General features: G+C 63.4%; 14 protein-coding genes. 8 read left to right on the top strand and 6 right to left on the bottom strand.

What is annotated here, in order from left to right; translation table 11 throughout:
- The first annotated feature begins 65 nt into the window (after positions 1-65).
- The 4 genes from ABIB78_RS20860 to ABIB78_RS20845 all read left to right on the top strand — a co-directional run bounded on the left by ABIB78_RS20860 (position 66) and on the right by ABIB78_RS20845 (position 2647).
- Complete coding sequence (locus tag ABIB78_RS20860; RefSeq protein WP_429028020.1) at positions 66-332, top strand: hypothetical protein; 267 nt, start codon at positions 66-68, stop codon at positions 330-332.
- A gap of 617 nt (positions 333-949) precedes the next feature.
- Positions 950-1750, top strand: a complete 801-nt coding sequence (locus ABIB78_RS20855; RefSeq protein WP_429028017.1) for a sterol desaturase family protein — start codon at positions 950-952, stop codon at positions 1748-1750.
- Positions 1737-2024: a DUF5658 family protein gene (locus ABIB78_RS20850; RefSeq protein WP_429028015.1), complete on the top strand. Its 288-nt coding sequence runs from the start codon at positions 1737-1739 to the stop codon at positions 2022-2024. The genes ABIB78_RS20855 and ABIB78_RS20850 overlap by 14 nt, the downstream gene beginning before the upstream one ends.
- 248 nt (positions 2025-2272) lie before the next feature.
- Complete coding sequence (locus ABIB78_RS20845) at positions 2273-2647, top strand: hypothetical protein (protein WP_429028013.1); 375 nt, start codon at positions 2273-2275, stop codon at positions 2645-2647.
- A gap of 46 nt (positions 2648-2693) precedes the next feature.
- Here ABIB78_RS20845 and ABIB78_RS20840 read toward each other — a convergent pair whose 3' ends face one another.
- From ABIB78_RS20840 to ABIB78_RS20815, 6 genes are all read right to left on the bottom strand, one after another.
- On the bottom strand, positions 2694-4190 hold the full coding sequence (locus ABIB78_RS20840) for a sugar ABC transporter ATP-binding protein (RefSeq protein WP_429028011.1): 1497 nt from the start codon (positions 4188-4190) through the stop codon (positions 2694-2696).
- Positions 4187-5284: an SMP-30/gluconolactonase/LRE family protein gene (locus ABIB78_RS20835; protein WP_429028009.1), complete on the bottom strand. Its 1098-nt coding sequence runs from the start codon at positions 5282-5284 to the stop codon at positions 4187-4189. The genes ABIB78_RS20840 and ABIB78_RS20835 overlap by 4 nt, the downstream gene beginning before the upstream one ends.
- Positions 5281-7398 (bottom strand): ABC transporter permease, encoded by a 2118-nt coding sequence (locus ABIB78_RS20830; protein WP_429028007.1) that lies wholly within the window; start codon positions 7396-7398, stop codon positions 5281-5283. Before ABIB78_RS20830 ends, ABIB78_RS20835 begins: the two co-directional genes overlap by 4 nt.
- An 83-nt stretch (positions 7399-7481) precedes the next feature.
- Complete coding sequence (locus ABIB78_RS20825) at positions 7482-8498, bottom strand: sugar ABC transporter substrate-binding protein (protein ID WP_429028006.1); 1017 nt, start codon at positions 8496-8498, stop codon at positions 7482-7484.
- Positions 8499-8539: 41 nt separating this feature from the next.
- Positions 8540-9511 carry an ABC transporter permease gene (locus ABIB78_RS20820; protein WP_429028004.1) on the bottom strand — a complete coding sequence of 324 codons (972 nt, stop codon included), beginning with the start codon at positions 9509-9511 and terminating at the stop codon, positions 8540-8542.
- A 20-nt stretch (positions 9512-9531) separates the two neighbouring features.
- Positions 9532-10239, bottom strand: a complete 708-nt coding sequence (locus ABIB78_RS20815; RefSeq protein ID WP_429028503.1) for a TetR/AcrR family transcriptional regulator — start codon at positions 10237-10239, stop codon at positions 9532-9534.
- 419 nt (positions 10240-10658) lie between these two features.
- Here ABIB78_RS20815 and ABIB78_RS20810 point away from each other — a divergent pair, with 419 nt between their 5' ends.
- From ABIB78_RS20810 to ABIB78_RS20795, 4 genes are all read left to right on the top strand, one after another.
- A complete protein-coding gene (locus ABIB78_RS20810; RefSeq protein ID WP_429028003.1) occupies positions 10659-11429 on the top strand; it encodes a secretin and TonB N-terminal domain-containing protein in 771 nt (256 codons plus the stop codon).
- Positions 11426-12154 carry a TonB family protein gene (locus ABIB78_RS20805; protein ID WP_429028002.1) on the top strand — a complete coding sequence of 243 codons (729 nt, stop codon included), beginning with the start codon at positions 11426-11428 and terminating at the stop codon, positions 12152-12154. Before ABIB78_RS20810 ends, ABIB78_RS20805 begins: the two co-directional genes overlap by 4 nt.
- A gap of 189 nt (positions 12155-12343) precedes the next feature.
- On the top strand, positions 12344-12886 hold the full coding sequence (locus tag ABIB78_RS20800; RefSeq protein WP_429028000.1) for an RNA polymerase sigma factor: 543 nt from the start codon (positions 12344-12346) through the stop codon (positions 12884-12886).
- 464 nt (positions 12887-13350) lie between these two features.
- Positions 13351-14334: a FecR family protein gene (locus ABIB78_RS20795; protein WP_429027998.1), complete on the top strand. Its 984-nt coding sequence runs from the start codon at positions 13351-13353 to the stop codon at positions 14332-14334.
- The last annotated feature ends 158 nt before the right edge of the window (positions 14335-14492 follow it).

The following is a 14492-nucleotide window of genomic DNA, read 5'->3' as shown; positions in this document are numbered from 1 at the left end:
TCGATATTGCATTGCAACAAAATGAGCTTACGTCTGCTTCTCGAATTCTATCGAGGAGCCTTCAAGTGACCAAGATTTCCCTCTCCATCATTGCCGCCACCCTCGCGATCGCGAGTGCAACGGTCGCATCAGCCGCCGAGCTTCCGACGTTCGAAGCCGCGGGACTGCCGATCTCGCCGGTGCAGGCTGGCGTGCTTGGCGCCGCCAACGTCCACGAGCAAGCGGCGGTGGCCGCAACGGCAGCCACGCCGCATCAGCTCCACGTCCTGACGCCGCGAAGCAAGCTCACGACCGCACGGGCTTCTGTCCGGACCGACCGCTCGCTGCACTGACCGGCATCGCCGAACCCTTAGAGAGAGCCCGCGACGACGTCGCGGGCTTTTTCGTCCCGCACAAGTCGCGGCCTGTGCAAACAGAATTGGGCTCGCCGGTTGAACGACCAGTGCTGCCAACGGATTGCTGGATCAGCCGCGCAGAAGCAGAAGACTCGTCCGACAATCCTGCATCGAGCAGGCGCCGGCCGCATGCTGCGGCAATCTCCTGATCGAACTCGATGGCACATTTGAACAGCTGCAAGGCCTCGACATTGGCTTTGTCGGATGCGTGCGATGACGAACAGGAAATGAAACCACGACGGCGTCGTGAAGATTTCGTCAACGGCGCCGTCGGCGAATTATTCCGGTTGCGGGGCGCGGCTCATATTTCTGAGACGGCGGGACCGCGACGGCTGTTGGATCGGAAGCGGCATCGTTTCGGTCGCCCCGGATGCATCCCGTTGACCTTGCACTGGTAAACGGCCCGTCAGAATTGGGCTGAAAGGCGAAGGGCGCCCGTAGAAACCCTGCTTGCGCCGGCCCGCCCGTTGAGAAAAAATAAGGTTTTTAGCTTATAGGGGACGGAGTGTTTTTATTCCTTTTGTCCATCCTATTGAACCGGCGAGTCATGCCTCATGCCGAGTGACATCGCAAACGCCGTGTTTTATGCGGCGGTATTTCTGGGCATCGTCTATGGCAGTCGCATCCTGGAAAAAAGATGGCCGATTGCGGACGTTCCCTACACCGAGTTTCGTGATGATTGGCTCGCGGTGATCGTGAGCCTCGGGTTGTCGAACATGCTCGGTCCGATCGCGGCGATCAGCGCGGGCGCAATTGCGAGCTACGCGGGTCTCGGTTGGATCAAGTTACCGACCGACGGTTACTGGTGGTACGTCTCGCTCGCAATCCTCGTGGTCGCCCTCGATCTCTACAAGTACACGTACCATCGCCTGCAACACGCGATCCCCTTTCTTTGGGCGATGCACTCGTTCCATCACAGCGCGAACGGCGTCACGTTCATTACCGGCGGCCGGCATTTCTGGTTGGAGCGGGTGCTGTCCGACGCCTTTCTTCCGGTCATGGCGATCTTGTTTCGCATCCCGCCGGACATGGCGATAGCGGTGGGATTTATCTTCTTCATCCCCGATTCGTGTGCTCATCTCAACGTCCGCATCCGGCTCGGCCGGTTTGTGACATGGATCAACAACCCGCAACGGCATCGGATCCATCACTCGATCCATCCCGAGCACCGGGACAAAAATTTTGCTGCCTTTTTCCCACTCATGGACATTCTGTTCGGCACAGCCTGGGTGCCGAAGCCGGACGAGTATCCTGCAACGGGCCTCGTGCCTGCCGAGCGAGTGGACATCATCAATAGCGTGATCTGGCCAATCCGGCATCTTCGGCATCGGGAGTCTCAGAATGAATTGGGTTAAAGGTCTTTTGGTGCTCCTCGCCTTGTTGCTGGGATACGCCGACCTGGTGTCGACCAATGTGATCCTGAATCTCGGATTGGGCGAGCTGAACCCGTTCATGCATCTGGCGCAGACATGGTTCGGTGTATGGTGGCTGGTCCCCAAGCTCGGTTTGACGTTCGTCATCACGTGGCTGCTTTGGCGCAGCAACAACGTTTACAACATCGCTCTCGTTGTCGCCTTCTGTTCGACGCCTGTACTGAACAACCTCGTCGTCATCGCGGGCAATAGCTGAACCGGCCGCTTCGTCAGTTGTCGCAACTGGCGAAGTGTTTGTCCCGCGCGGACCTTCCATTCCCCTTGGCAGCAGATCCTGCGCAACGCGATCGGTCTCTCTGCCTGCATTGGCCGAGGCCGATCGCGGTGCTGTCCTTTCCGGTGCGCAGATTTTCGCCGTATCTCGCAGAACCTGCCCGCATCGTCCGACGACAAACATCCTGGAATGATCGATGATCGCCTTCTGGCGGTCCAGGAGAATGAGTGATGTCGGACAGGTTTGTGCTCGCCTGCATCGTCTGTAGCGCGGTGGTCCTGGGCGCTTTGGGTGCGACCGTGCACGCGCAGACACCGTCGAGCTGCAAGGAGCCGCAGACCGGCACCAGCCGGATCCCGATACTGTCGCCGCCGGTTGCCAATGTGGTGACGGGCGCGGCACGGCTGCAATTCTACTCGGCGCCGAATCTGCACTGCCCGATCGGCGGGGTGTTCGTCATTCCGAATGACGCGCTGATCGCCTATGCGCAAACCAGTGATGGCTGGTCGTCAGTGATGTATCTCAATCCGGGGTCGGGCAACGACGTTTCGGGTTGGGTGAGGTCGGCGAGATTGAAGGTGACCGGAACCGTCGGTCCAAAGTAGTAGGCGGCCGTGGCGAGCCGGCCGTGACGCATGCCCGTTGCGGCGATCAATGGATCGCCGCGTACATGATCTTCTCCTCGGTGGCTTCGAGCGCGGAGAATTCCTCGACCACCTTGCCCTGGCGCGAGACCAGGATGCGGTCGGACAGGGCCATGATCTCGGGCAAATAGGACGAGATCACCACCACCGCCTTGCCCTCGTCGGCGAGCTGGTTGATCAGCTCGTGGATCTCGACAATGGCGCCGACGTCGACGCCGCGCGTCGGTTCGTCGAAGATGATCAACTCGGGCTCCTGCACCAGCGATTTGGCGATCACGACCTTCTGCTGGTTGCCGCCTGAAAGCTCGACGACCCTGGCCTCGTCACCGATGGCGCGGACCTTCAGCCGCTGGGTCCAGGTCTTGCCCACCGTGTTGGTCTCGCGCCGCGACAACATCATCCGGCCCCCGGGGAACTTGGAGAGCAGGCCGAGATAGATATTGCGGGCGATCGAAGCGGTCTCGAAGAAGCCCTCGACCTTGCGATCCTCGGTCACATAGGCGATGCCGGCTTTGACCGCCGGCGCCGGAACCCGGTAACGCACCGGCTTGTCGTGCAGCAGGATCTCCCCGCCGTGGAAGAAGTCGCGCTTCAACACGCCGGACACGATCTTGAAGGTCTCGGTGCGGCCGGCGCCGACCAGGCCGAATACGCCGGTGATCTGCCCGGCAAACACCGACAGCGAATTGTTCTTCACCATCGGCGCCATCTTGAGATTCTGCACCGTGAGCACGCGCGCGCCGGCGGGCCGGACGCTGGTCTTCCGGGCACCGTACAGCGTGTTGGAGAGGTCGCGCCCGACCATAGCCTGCACGATCGCCGCGCGGTCGAACTTCGCCGCGTCGTCGGTGACGACGTGCTTGCCGTCGCGCAGCACGGTGATCCGGTCCGCGAGCAGCAGGGCCTCTTCCAGCGCATGCGAGATGAAGATGATCGAGACACCGCGCTTCTTGAGGTCACGGACCAGATCGAAGAAATACTTCTTCTCTTCCGGCGTCAGCGACGCGGTCGGCTCGTCGAAGATGATGACCTTGGCCTTGTGCAGGACGGCGCGCGCGATCTCCACCATCTGCTTCTTGGCCGCGCCGAGCCCACTTACGGTCGCGGTCGGCGTCACGTCGAAATTGAGCGATTGCAGGAATTGCTGGGCGGCGATGTAGATGCCGCGCAGCCGGTTGTAGAATTTCTCCTGCCCGAGAAACAGATTCTGCGCCACGGTCATGGTCGGCACCAGGCTGTTCTCCTGGAACACCATGGCGATGCCGAGATTGCGCGCCTCGAGCGGCGTGCGCGGTGCGACCTCTGCGCCATCGACCGTCATGCCACCCGATGTCAAGGTCACGACGCCGGCCATCACCTTGGTCAGCGTCGACTTGCCGGCGCCGTTCTCGCCGACCAGCGCGTGGATCTCGCCGCGGCGCAGATCGAAGTCCACGCCCTCGATGGCGGGCACGCCGGCGTAGAGTTTGGTGGCCTTGCGCAGCGAAAGCACGGTGTCGCTCATGAGCCGATCTCCTCGGCAAGCCCGGCGAGGGGCAGCTTCAGCACGCGGCCCGGTCCCTTGGCGATCAGCACAAGGTCACCACCCAGCTCGAGCGCGGCGACGACGCCGTGATTGATGCCGTCGACCCGGCTGTGCAGCGAATACATCGGCTTGCCGTCTTCGCCCAGCCGGATGACGAGGCCGTAGGAACGCGGCGGCGCCCATGGTTTGATGACGCCCATCGTCTTGATGTGCGCGCCCTGCATCGGCTCCTTGAATGAGAAGCCCGAGCGCAACCGCGGCGCCACCCAATAGGCCGGGTCGATCTCGGCCATCATGCGGCGGCGGTAGGCCGGTTCGCGCAAGACAAACTCGATCAGCTGGGTGCGTGCGGTGAACGCCGTGAGCCAATAGCCGCCGCCGGCGGCCTTCGACAGCCGCGACGGATAGACGGGCAGGTGACCGAGCACGATCTGCGGCGGTCTGCCATCCGCGACAAGAACGAGACGATGCCGCCAGCTCTCGCTGACCAGCACGCCGTCGCCGTGTGCGCAGGCCCCGAAGGCGTAGCCGAGCTTTGAAGCCAGCGGCTTCACAGATCGGGCCTTGGGATCGAGCCGGAACACGCGGCCGCTCCGATTCAGCTCCATCAGGTCGCGCGCCCAATCGTCGATACCGCAGCTCGCCGAGCCGTCGGTCGCGATCAAGGTGCCGTCGCCTGCCGGCGTCAGCGCGTTGATCGCATGGAAGGCGGCATCGCTGAACGTCACGCTCGGCTCGCCCGACGACGGATTGGCATAGAGGCGCACCTCGCGGCCGCCGAGCGCGACGGCAATGCCGCCGTCGGCCAGCGCGCAGAGCGCCGAAATCGGCTGCTCGAAGCTGCGCAGCTCGGTCGCAGTACCGCCGTCGAGGCGCAGCAGACGCCGGCCGTCGGCGACATAAAGGTTGCGGCCGTCGGTCGCGAGGTCCTCGGGCGCCTCGCATTCCAGCAGGGTCGTCGCGGCCTCTAGCTTCTGGTTCGGCTTGAGCGCGCCGTCGAACGACGGCACGGTGATGGTGGCCTCGCCACGGCCGAGAAAGCGGTTGGCGAATTCCCTGACGGCCGCGATCACGACAGCTTCCCCCAGCGCTTGTCATACTGCACGAAGTTCGGGTCGGCGTTCGTCAGCTTGTAGCGGCCGATCCGGTTGTTGGCGATGCCGCCGAGATAGAGGTAGCCGCGGTGCTCGCGCATCGAGGTGATCATCGGATGGTTCTCGCCGCGCAGGTCCCAGAACGATTCGAGGATCTTGCCCTGCTCGTTGAACTTGACGACACAGCCGGTGTTGATGTTCGGGAACAGCCATTCGTCGACCGGGACCCGCTTGGCCATGCGGCGGCGGAAGCCGGGCATCTTCCAGGCGAGGTCGAGCGAGGGGCTGCGCATGCCGACCAGCGCGAGCCAGTAATTGCCGTCGGAGGCGAGATTGATGTTGTCGGGATAACCCGGCAAATTGTCCATCACCACCTCGACCTGGCCCTTCTTCGGTCCCGCGAACCACAGCCGCTTGATCGAGCAGCCGAAGGTTTCGGCGAACAGGATCGACTGGCCGTCGCTGGCGACGCAGATGCCGTTGGGGAATTTGAGGCCGCGCAGCGCAGTATGCGTGGCGCCGGTCTTGGTATCGTAGCAGATGATGCGGCCATTGCCGCGCGCCTCGAGGCCGTCGATCGGCCATTCGTCCATCTCGTAGCGCACGGTGGCTTCCGAGAAGAAGATCAGGCCGTCGTCGGTGATGTCGAGGTCGTCGGCCAACCTCAGGCGGCTGTCGTCGTTCACCGAATGCATGCTGCGGTTGGTCTCGTCGGTCGCCTTCTCCACAGTACCGTCGGGCGTGATGCGGTAAAGACCCATGCCGCCGATGCAGACATAGAGATTGTCCTGCCGGTCGAAGGCCATGCCGAGCGGCTGGCCGCCGATATGGGCGAACACCTCCATCCGCTGATAGTCGGGCGCGAAGAAGCGGATGATGTCGCCATGGCGCGAGCCAGCGTAGAGATTGTCGTTGCGATCGAGGATCACGTCCTCGGGCGCCTCGATGCGGCCGAGGCCGATCAATTCGACGTCGCGCAGCTTGTCATTCTGCTCGAACGGGCCGCCCTGGCCGATCTCGGTGGCCGGCGGTGGCGGCAATGCGTGATAGGTCGGTGCGACATAGACCTTGCTGATGATGCGGGTGCGGTTCTTCTGCCAGCGGATGTCGACCATCGCGGCGACCAGCAGAATTCCAGCGAGCGCCATGCGGTTGATGCCGCCCCGCGCGTTGAGCGTGGTCAGGCCGTTGGTGATCAAGAGCACGATCAGCACGCCGACCAGCGATTTGGCGACCGAGCCCTTGCCGCCGCCGAGCGTGATGCCGCCGAGCACGGTCGCGGTCAGCACGATCACCTCGAGGCCGACACCGATATCGCCGCCGACGGTGCCGAGCCGGGCGGCAAAGAACAGCGCGGCGATGCTGGTCAGCACACCGCTTGCGACGTAGCAGAGCGCGATGGTGCGGCGAACCGGAATGCCGGAATTGTAGGCCGAGCGGCGCGAGCCGCCGATCGCGGTGATGTGCCAGCCCGGGCGCAGCCGGGTCATGAAGATGTGGCCGAAGATCGCGATCGCGATATAGACGAAGGCGACGCTCGGAATGCCGAATACGTCGCCGCCGCCGATGAAATTCCAGGATGGGATGTCGGGAAAGGCCGCGGCGATCGAGTTGGAGTAGCGCTGGATCAAGAGATCGAACGCAGAACGATAGATGATCAACGTGATCAGCGTGGTGATGAAGGCGCGTAGCCTCAAGTATCCGATCAGGACGCCGTTGACGGCGCCCAGCAGCGCGCCGCAGAGCAGGGTGGCCACCACCACCGCAGGCACCGGCCAGTTCAGCACGTCGAGCAGATAGAGCGCGCAGAAATCCGTCAGCGCGAAGATCGATCCGACCGACAGATCGATGCCGCCAACGATGACCACCAGCGCCATGCCGAGCCCGATAAAGCCGATCTCGCCGGCCTGCCGCGCGGTGTCGGCAAGGCTCGACGGCGACAGGAAATGATCGATGGAGCGGCTGAGCGCGAAGCCGATGATCAGGAGCAGGATCACCGGAATTGCAGTCTCGGTCCAGCGCTTGGACAGGACCTCGCCGAGGAGATGATCCGGCCAGTAGCGGTAACGCAGGCTCGTCAAGGTGTCGCGCATCGGCGTTCCAGCAAGGCGTTCGATTTTGGGAGATCGATGTCCCGGGCGAGGGCCGCCCGGGACATCGTGCGGGAACGGCCGGATTACTTCTTCAGGTCACTGAGATTCCAGCACGCGGTCTGGCTGTCCGCGTTCTCCTTGGTGATCGGAATCAGGGTCGTGTATTCCGAACCCTTGATCGAGCCGGCCTTGGCGCCCGACGACAGCAGCCACTTGATCGTGCCGGCCATCTGCGCGGCCTGGGTCGGCACGTCGTAGCTCAGGTTGAGGTCGAAGGCGCCGGACTTCACGAGCTCGCAGGCGCCCTTGCGCTCTCCGCCGCCGGAGGTCGCCACGAAGACCTTGCCGGTCAGGCCGGCTTCCTTCACTGCGGCGGCGGTGCCGATGTCCATGCCGTCCCAGAAGCCGACGATGCCGCAGAGGTCAGGATTCTGCTTCAGCACCGTCTGGGTGATCGCCTTGGCCTTCGCGGCATCCCAGTCGGCCGCCTGGCTCGACACCACCTTGATCTCCGGATGCTTGGCGAGCACGTTCTCGACGCCCTTGAGCGTGTAGGCGCTGGCGGCCGCCGAGAGCGCGCCCTGCACGATGGCGATCTTGTTCGACTTGCCTTGGCAGGCCTTGACCACGGCTTCAGTGTCCTTCTCGCCGATCTCGATCCAGTTTGCGCCGACGAAGGCCGAGCTGCGATAAGCCGATCCCATGTTGATCTGGATGACATAGATGCCTTCGTTCTCGGCGCGCTGCAGCAGCTTGGCATAGGTCTGCACGTCCGGATTGTGGATCACCATCACGGCCGGCTTCTCCGAGATCAGCGAGGTCACCGCCTGTGCACCGGCATTGGTGTTCCAGTTGGGATCGCGGATCTCGAACTTCACGCCGAGGGGCTCGAGCTCCCTCTTCATGCCGGCGTACCAGCCTTCGGTGAGGTCGAAGTTCATGGCCACCGGAACGTAGGCCACCGTCTTGCCGGCGAGGGCCTCCTTGAACGGCTTCTGGAACGGCTCGTCCAGGCCCTGCTGGGCTAGAGCAGGCGCGGCGATGGCCGCGAGCCCGAGCGCGGCAACGATCAGCTTTGCAGTCCCGACAGCGTACTTCATTGCTTCCTCCCTGGTCGTGATTGATGTTGTTGCGGCTTGGGTCAGATGTCGCCCTGCTGTGCCGTTTCTTCGTTGCGCGGATTCAGGAATGAATCCGTGATGACGGCGAGCAGCAGGACGATACCCTTCACGAGGTTTTGTCCGGCGTAGGAGATGTCCATGATGGTCATGCCGTTCAGCATGGTGCCGATCAGCAGCGTGCCGATGATGACGTTGGGCACGCCGCCGCGGCCGCCCGACAGGCCGATGCCGCCGAGCACGACGACCAGGATGACATCGTAGATCAGCGTCGAATTGAAGACGCGGGTCGGCATCGAGTTGACGGAGGCTGCCATCACCAGGCCCGCGAAGCAGCCGATCAGCGCCGCGACGACATATTGCAGCACGATGATCGGGCGCGAGGGAATGCCGGTGACGCGGGCCGCGTAGGGATTGTCGCCGATCGCGTAGATATAGGCGCCCCAGCGCGTCTGGCGCAGCAGGAACGCGACCACCAGGCAGGCGATCGCAAACATCACGATCGAGGTCGGGATGCCCAGGATGGTGCCTTGTCCGAGCCGCTCGAAGCCCTGCATGCCGTCGCTCCACTGCACGACGTCGAGCTGAAACAGCGCGGCCTGTCCGAGGCCGGCGAGCAGCAGGCCGGTCGCCAGCGTCGCAAACAGCGAGGGGACCTCGGCGTAGGCAATCAGCCAGCCGTTGACCAGGCCGAACGCGATCGTGAGCAGCACGGCCGTCAGCAGCGAGGCCGGCAGCGAGTGGCCGTTCTGCACCATCTGAAGCACGAGCCCGGGAGGGACCGCGAGTGCTGCAATCAGCGAGATGTCGATGCCGCGCCCGATCACGACGATTGCCATGGCAAGCCCAAGGATGCCGAGCACCGCCACGTTCTGCAGCAGCGTCAGCATGTTCTCCGGCGTCAGGAAGCCGCGCAGGAAAATCGAGAACGCCAGGAAGAGCACGGCAAATACGGCGAAGACGATCTCCTGTTGATTGAATCGCAATCGCTTCATTGCCTCGTCCTTCCCGGCGGCTATGGGTGCGCCGCCTGCCTGGATTTCGTGCGGGAGCCGGTCGCGACGCGGCTGGGCCGCGTCCTGCCTGCGACCGCGGCGTCGACGAACGCACCGACGGCGTTGATGTAAGCCTCGATCGAGGTGCCGCGTCTGCGGTATTTCCAGCGTTTGACGTACCAGTCCTGCAGCAGCGGCTTGATCAGCGAAGCCGCCAGCGTGACCTGGTCGATCGCGAACACGCCGCTGGCGACCCCCTGTCTGAGAGCGTCGGCGATGATCTTTTCGGTCATCACCTCCATCTCGATGGCGCGCTGGCGTTCTGCGGGCGGAAACGACTTGGCTTCCATGAAGCAGAACACGAACCAGGGCTGCATCGCCTCGCTCATGCGAATATGGGTGGCTATGATCCAGTGCAGATGCTTGCGCGCATCCTGCTTCACGCTGGCGGGCGGCGCGGTGAGGACCTCCGCCGCCGTCTCGGCAACCTCGCCGAGGATCATCGCCAGCAGCGTCGGCTTGCTGTCGAAATAGGTATAGAGGCCGCCCATGCTGAGGCCGGAGGCCTCCGCGAGCTGGCGCAGCGTAGTGGCGTGAAAACCGTGCTTGTTGGAAAGCGTGAGCGTGGCGCCGATGATGCGCGTGAGGTTCGGAACGGCAAGATGGGTTTTCTGGACCCGGATGGAATCCCGATGACGTTCGAGGATGCGTGCGCAAAGCACGTCCATCGCGAACGCATTCGTCCCCGGTCGCTGACGCGCGAGACCCACGTTGCCTCCCTGGCTATGTCGCCGGACCATTTCATTTTATTGCCGGTCCGGGCTGGGCTTTACGCCCTTGCTTAATTCCTAGCCCACGAACCGGCGTTAGGAAAAGGGGGATGATCAAAGTTTCTGAGAGAGCGCTCGCTCGTTTTTCTGGCCCGCGCCGTGCCGGTTGCCCGGGGTTCGGCGCCTCTACGGCGGTGCTCGGGAACTTTTCACGCTGAAAGGTCAGCACAAATCCCGGCGCCTTGGCCGATCGATATGCCGGTTAGACGGCCGTCACATTCCAGATATAAAGAACGCAGGTTCGCTGGCCGGGAGGCTATCCCGCACGGATGTGCTGGCCGAATTTCACCCACGGTCACTTGGGCCGAAGCAAGGTTATGACGGCAGTTGGATCATATGGTGCACGCGCGGGCGCTGCGATCGGCGTTGATTCTCCGGGCGCCTCCGCAAGGCCGCGGCATCTGTTCTGGATTTGCGCTGCGCTGCTGATCGGCAGCATCTGCGCGGTCGCCGCGCAGCAGCGCGAGACCGTTACCGCATCCGCGCCGATCGAATTCAACATCCCCGCCCAGCAGCTTGCCGGCGCGCTGCAGGCCTATGGCGAACGAACCGGCGTTCAGGTGCTCTATGAGAGCAATTCGGCAACCGGCCGAAAGTCGACGTCGGTGGAGGGGAGTCTTACGCCCGAGGATGCATTGAATCTGCTCCTGACGGGAACCGACCTGAAGGTCCGGTACATTCGTCCGGACGCCATCACCCTCGCGTCGCGCAGCGCGCGCGCCGACCGTCCGCCGCCGACCCCGCTCGCGACCGCGGACCTGTCGCTGGGCACGCTGCAGGTGCGTGCGACCAGTGACGGCAACGACACCGGCGTGCTGCGCGACTACAGCGAAAGCCTGCAGCTCGACATTCAAAAGGCGCTGCAGAAGAATATCGGGCCCCGCGGCGGCAGCTATCAGCTCGTCGTCGATCTGTGGATCGACCCCGCGCGCACGATTCAGCGAACCCAGTTGTTGCGGTCGACCGGCGATCAGCGTCGCGATGCCGCTGTGACCGCGGCGCTGCAAGGACTGACCGTGAGCCGAACGACACCCGCGAATGCGTCGCAGCCGGTGCGGATCGCGATCCGGGTGAAATCGTTCCAATGAGTGCCAACGACACCAGCGGACCTGATGGCGTGCGCGGCGTGAGCCCGATGTCCCTGCTGTTTCATCCCGAGGATCCGAGCGCCTGGACCTCGGGCGAGGTCCTGCGCCTGCTCCTGGTGCCGGCCATCGCGACGCTGTTGTTCGTCGGTGGAATCTATTGGATCCGGCTGCAGCCGCCGGCTGGACCGGCGAGCCGGGAGCAGAGCTCGATCGTGCAGGTTCGGTTGCTGCCGAGCCCATCGCCTGCGCCCATCCCGGTTGCGCCGGTGTCGCAGCCGCAAACCGCGACCCTCGCCAGCCGGACCGAAGTGTCGCTGGAGAACTCCGATCCGCCCCTCGACAATCTGACCGCGGCCCCGGCGCGGGAGCCGATGCCGGCGGAGCCGACCGTCCCGAGCCTGCGTCCGACGCCATCGCCTGCCGATGCTCCGCCCAACAGTGTCGCCGTGAAATTTCAGCAGACGCTGCTTCGCCACGTGGCCCGCTACCAGCGCTACCCGAACGCGGCGCGGCTCGGGCGGCTGCACGGGGCGGTCGAGACGCTGTTTTCGATGCAGCGGGACGGCACCCTGCTTGATGTCTGGGTCAAGACCAGTTCCGGAGAGACCGTGCTCGACAAGGCTGCCGTCGACGCGATCCGGCGGGCGCAGCCGCTGCCGTCGATCCCGTCGCCTCTGCCTGACCGGCTCAACATTCAGATCACGCTGGTGTTCGACCCGGCCTGATCCGGCGCGCTATCGTTGTCCCCGAGCGCGAGACCATTGTTCGGATGTGACCCCGGTGCACCAGCTTGCGTGTCGTTCGGTGTCGACTTGTTACCGTCATAAATGTGTTGTGCGCGGCCGTTACGAGATTGGCAGCTTCAAGAACAATTCAATCTGGATATCGGGCTGGTGTCTGGGAGGCCGCGGAACGTGGCTGAAATCAATCGAGTGCGGCTGCGGGGCCAGCTTGCAGACAACTATGATGGCCTCGTCAAGAAATTGACCCGCCGTCTGGGATCGTCGGACTTCGCCTACGAAGCCCTGCACGAGACGTTTCTGCGGCTGGAGCGGGTCACTGACGCCGTGCCGATCCGCAGCCCCGCCGACTATATATTCCGTATCGCGATCAACATCGCCAAGGACCGCCAGAAGGCGCAGAATCTGCGCGTCAGCGGGGCCGAAATCGCTTCACTGCTCGACTTAAGCGACGACGGACCGAGTCCGGCGAGAATCGTCGAGGCGCGATCCGATATTGATGCTTTCAAGCGAGCGTTGGCCGAATTGCCGGAGCGGCCGCGCGATGTACTTTATAGTATCACGATCGAGGGACGGACGCCGCATGATGTCGCGACCCGCCTCGGTGTCAGCGTGAGAACGGTGGAAAGCGATTTGAAGCTGGCCTTGAGCCATTGTGCTGATTGTCTCGACTATACTTTGATCCGTCGTCTCGGCGGTCCTCGCCCCCGTTCGTGATCGAAATTTCGCCGCGGCCGCGACGCCCGTCAAGCGGCCGCGAGCCGTCGAAATTCGTTGCGGAGAATTATTTCCAACGGCTGCAGGCGCTTGACCTCAAATCAGGAGTGACAGACTGCACGAATTTCAACCTCTATTCTGCGGGATAGAGGGCTTTCAGTCGTCTATCGAATAGAGAGCGATCTCATAAGGACCGTTGGGGTGCCCGGGAAAGGTTCGCTGGAAGTGTTGAGACTCTTTAAAGCAGGTTCAGACGCAATTGAGCCGGCACGCGATCGCCGGGCTAACTTCCGGAGCGCGACGCGGCGCAAGCCGCAATTGCCGGATGTTTCTGCTTGCGTTGTGCGCAACGGCCGATTGCGGTGCCCTGCTGCCGTCGGAATCGTCTATATAGCGACCTTCGCTATGTGCTCGACGCGATCAGGAGGTTGAGGTTTGGCGAGCAGGGTGATGAGCAATCCGTCGTGACCGAGCCGACCCCTACATCCGGGCCCGATCCGTTGCTGGATGAGGCGCTTGACTGGGTTGTTCGGCTGAAAGCCGGCGCGCCGACACGTGCCGACGTCGACGCGTTGCAGCGCTGGCGCGCGCAAAGCCCTGACCACGAGGAGGCGTTCAGGACGGCTGCCCGGCTGCTCCGCACCGCCAGCGCCGCGGCCAAGGAGCTTGCCGACGAAAATGCCGCCGCGGCCTCCGTCGTGGCGTTGCCGTCCCGGCCGTCACGCGCTTTGACGCGCCGCATCGTGCTCGGCGGCGCGATTGCCGCCGCGCTCGGCTATGTGATGATCCGTCCGCCACTCGACATGTGGCCGTCGATCGAGGAGCTTTCGGCCGACTACCGGACCGGGAAGGGCGAGCAGCGCAAAGTGATGCTGGCGCCCGACATTTCGGTTGAGTTGAACACCCAGACCAGCCTTGCGCTGCGGCCTGCGCTGAACGAAACCCGGGTCGAATTGATCTCGGGCGAGGCCTCCGTGGTCGCGCGAAGGTCGTCGTCGACGCCGCTCGTGATGCTGGCGCGCGACGGACGCATCAGCGCGCTGCAGGCTGACTTCAACGCGCGCTGCATCGACGGCGTCGTTTCCGTGACGTGTCTCGACGGCATCGTCACTGTCGAGCAGGACGGCCGCTCCGTACAGCTTCGCAAGGCCGAACAGGTCACCTATTCGCACGCCGGACTGCAGGCATCGCTTCCGGTCGACGCCAAGCAGGTCGCAGCCTGGCAGACCGGATTGTTGATCTTCCGCGACCGGCCGCTCGCGAATGTCGTGGACGAAGTGAACCGGTATCGCGCCGGAAAGATCATCATTACCAATGCGGAACTGAAGCGCCGGCTCGTCAACGGCACCTTCCAGGTCGACAAGCTCGACAATTTCGTCGCTCAGGTCGAGCAACTGTTCGGCGCGCGGATCACATCGCTGCCAGGCGGCGTGGTGCTGATGAGCTGACCTCGAGCGTTTTCGAGCGAAGTGGATACCGGTTCGCGTGAAGAAAAACGCGTCAATAAGGATCTAGTACCCACTTTTCTTGGATCGTGAGTCGTGATTCAAGGTCGGGATGATACCCGAAGCAAGAGAAGTCCACCTTTCGAGGAAAGATCGCAAGG

Source organism: Bradyrhizobium sp. I1.14.4, assembly GCF_050435825.1.
Lineage (GTDB): Bacteria > Pseudomonadota > Alphaproteobacteria > Rhizobiales > Xanthobacteraceae > Bradyrhizobium.
The sequence above is the reverse complement of the archived record's forward strand: the minus strand, read 5'-3'. Positions and strand labels throughout refer to the sequence as shown.

Coding starts and splice junctions, on each gene's coding strand:
- ABIB78_RS20855 (WP_429028017.1), top strand. CDS start 950: ATGCCGAGTGACATCGCAAACGCCGTGTTTTATGCGGCGGTATTTCTG.
- ABIB78_RS20850 (WP_429028015.1), top strand. CDS start 1,737: ATGAATTGGGTTAAAGGTCTTTTGGTGCTCCTCGCCTTGTTGCTGGGA.
- ABIB78_RS20845 (WP_429028013.1), top strand. CDS start 2,273: ATGTCGGACAGGTTTGTGCTCGCCTGCATCGTCTGTAGCGCGGTGGTC.
- ABIB78_RS20840 (WP_429028011.1), bottom strand. CDS start 4,190: ATGAGCGACACCGTGCTTTCGCTGCGCAAGGCCACCAAACTCTACGCC.
- ABIB78_RS20830 (WP_429028007.1), bottom strand. CDS start 7,398: ATGCGCGACACCTTGACGAGCCTGCGTTACCGCTACTGGCCGGATCAT.
- ABIB78_RS20825 (WP_429028006.1), bottom strand. CDS start 8,498: ATGAAGTACGCTGTCGGGACTGCAAAGCTGATCGTTGCCGCGCTCGGG.
- ABIB78_RS20820 (WP_429028004.1), bottom strand. CDS start 9,511: ATGAAGCGATTGCGATTCAATCAACAGGAGATCGTCTTCGCCGTATTT.
- ABIB78_RS20815 (WP_429028503.1), bottom strand. CDS start 10,239: ATGGACGTGCTTTGCGCACGCATCCTCGAACGTCATCGGGATTCCATC.
- ABIB78_RS20810 (WP_429028003.1), top strand. CDS start 10,659: ATGACGGCAGTTGGATCATATGGTGCACGCGCGGGCGCTGCGATCGGC.
- ABIB78_RS20805 (WP_429028002.1), top strand. CDS start 11,426: ATGAGTGCCAACGACACCAGCGGACCTGATGGCGTGCGCGGCGTGAGC.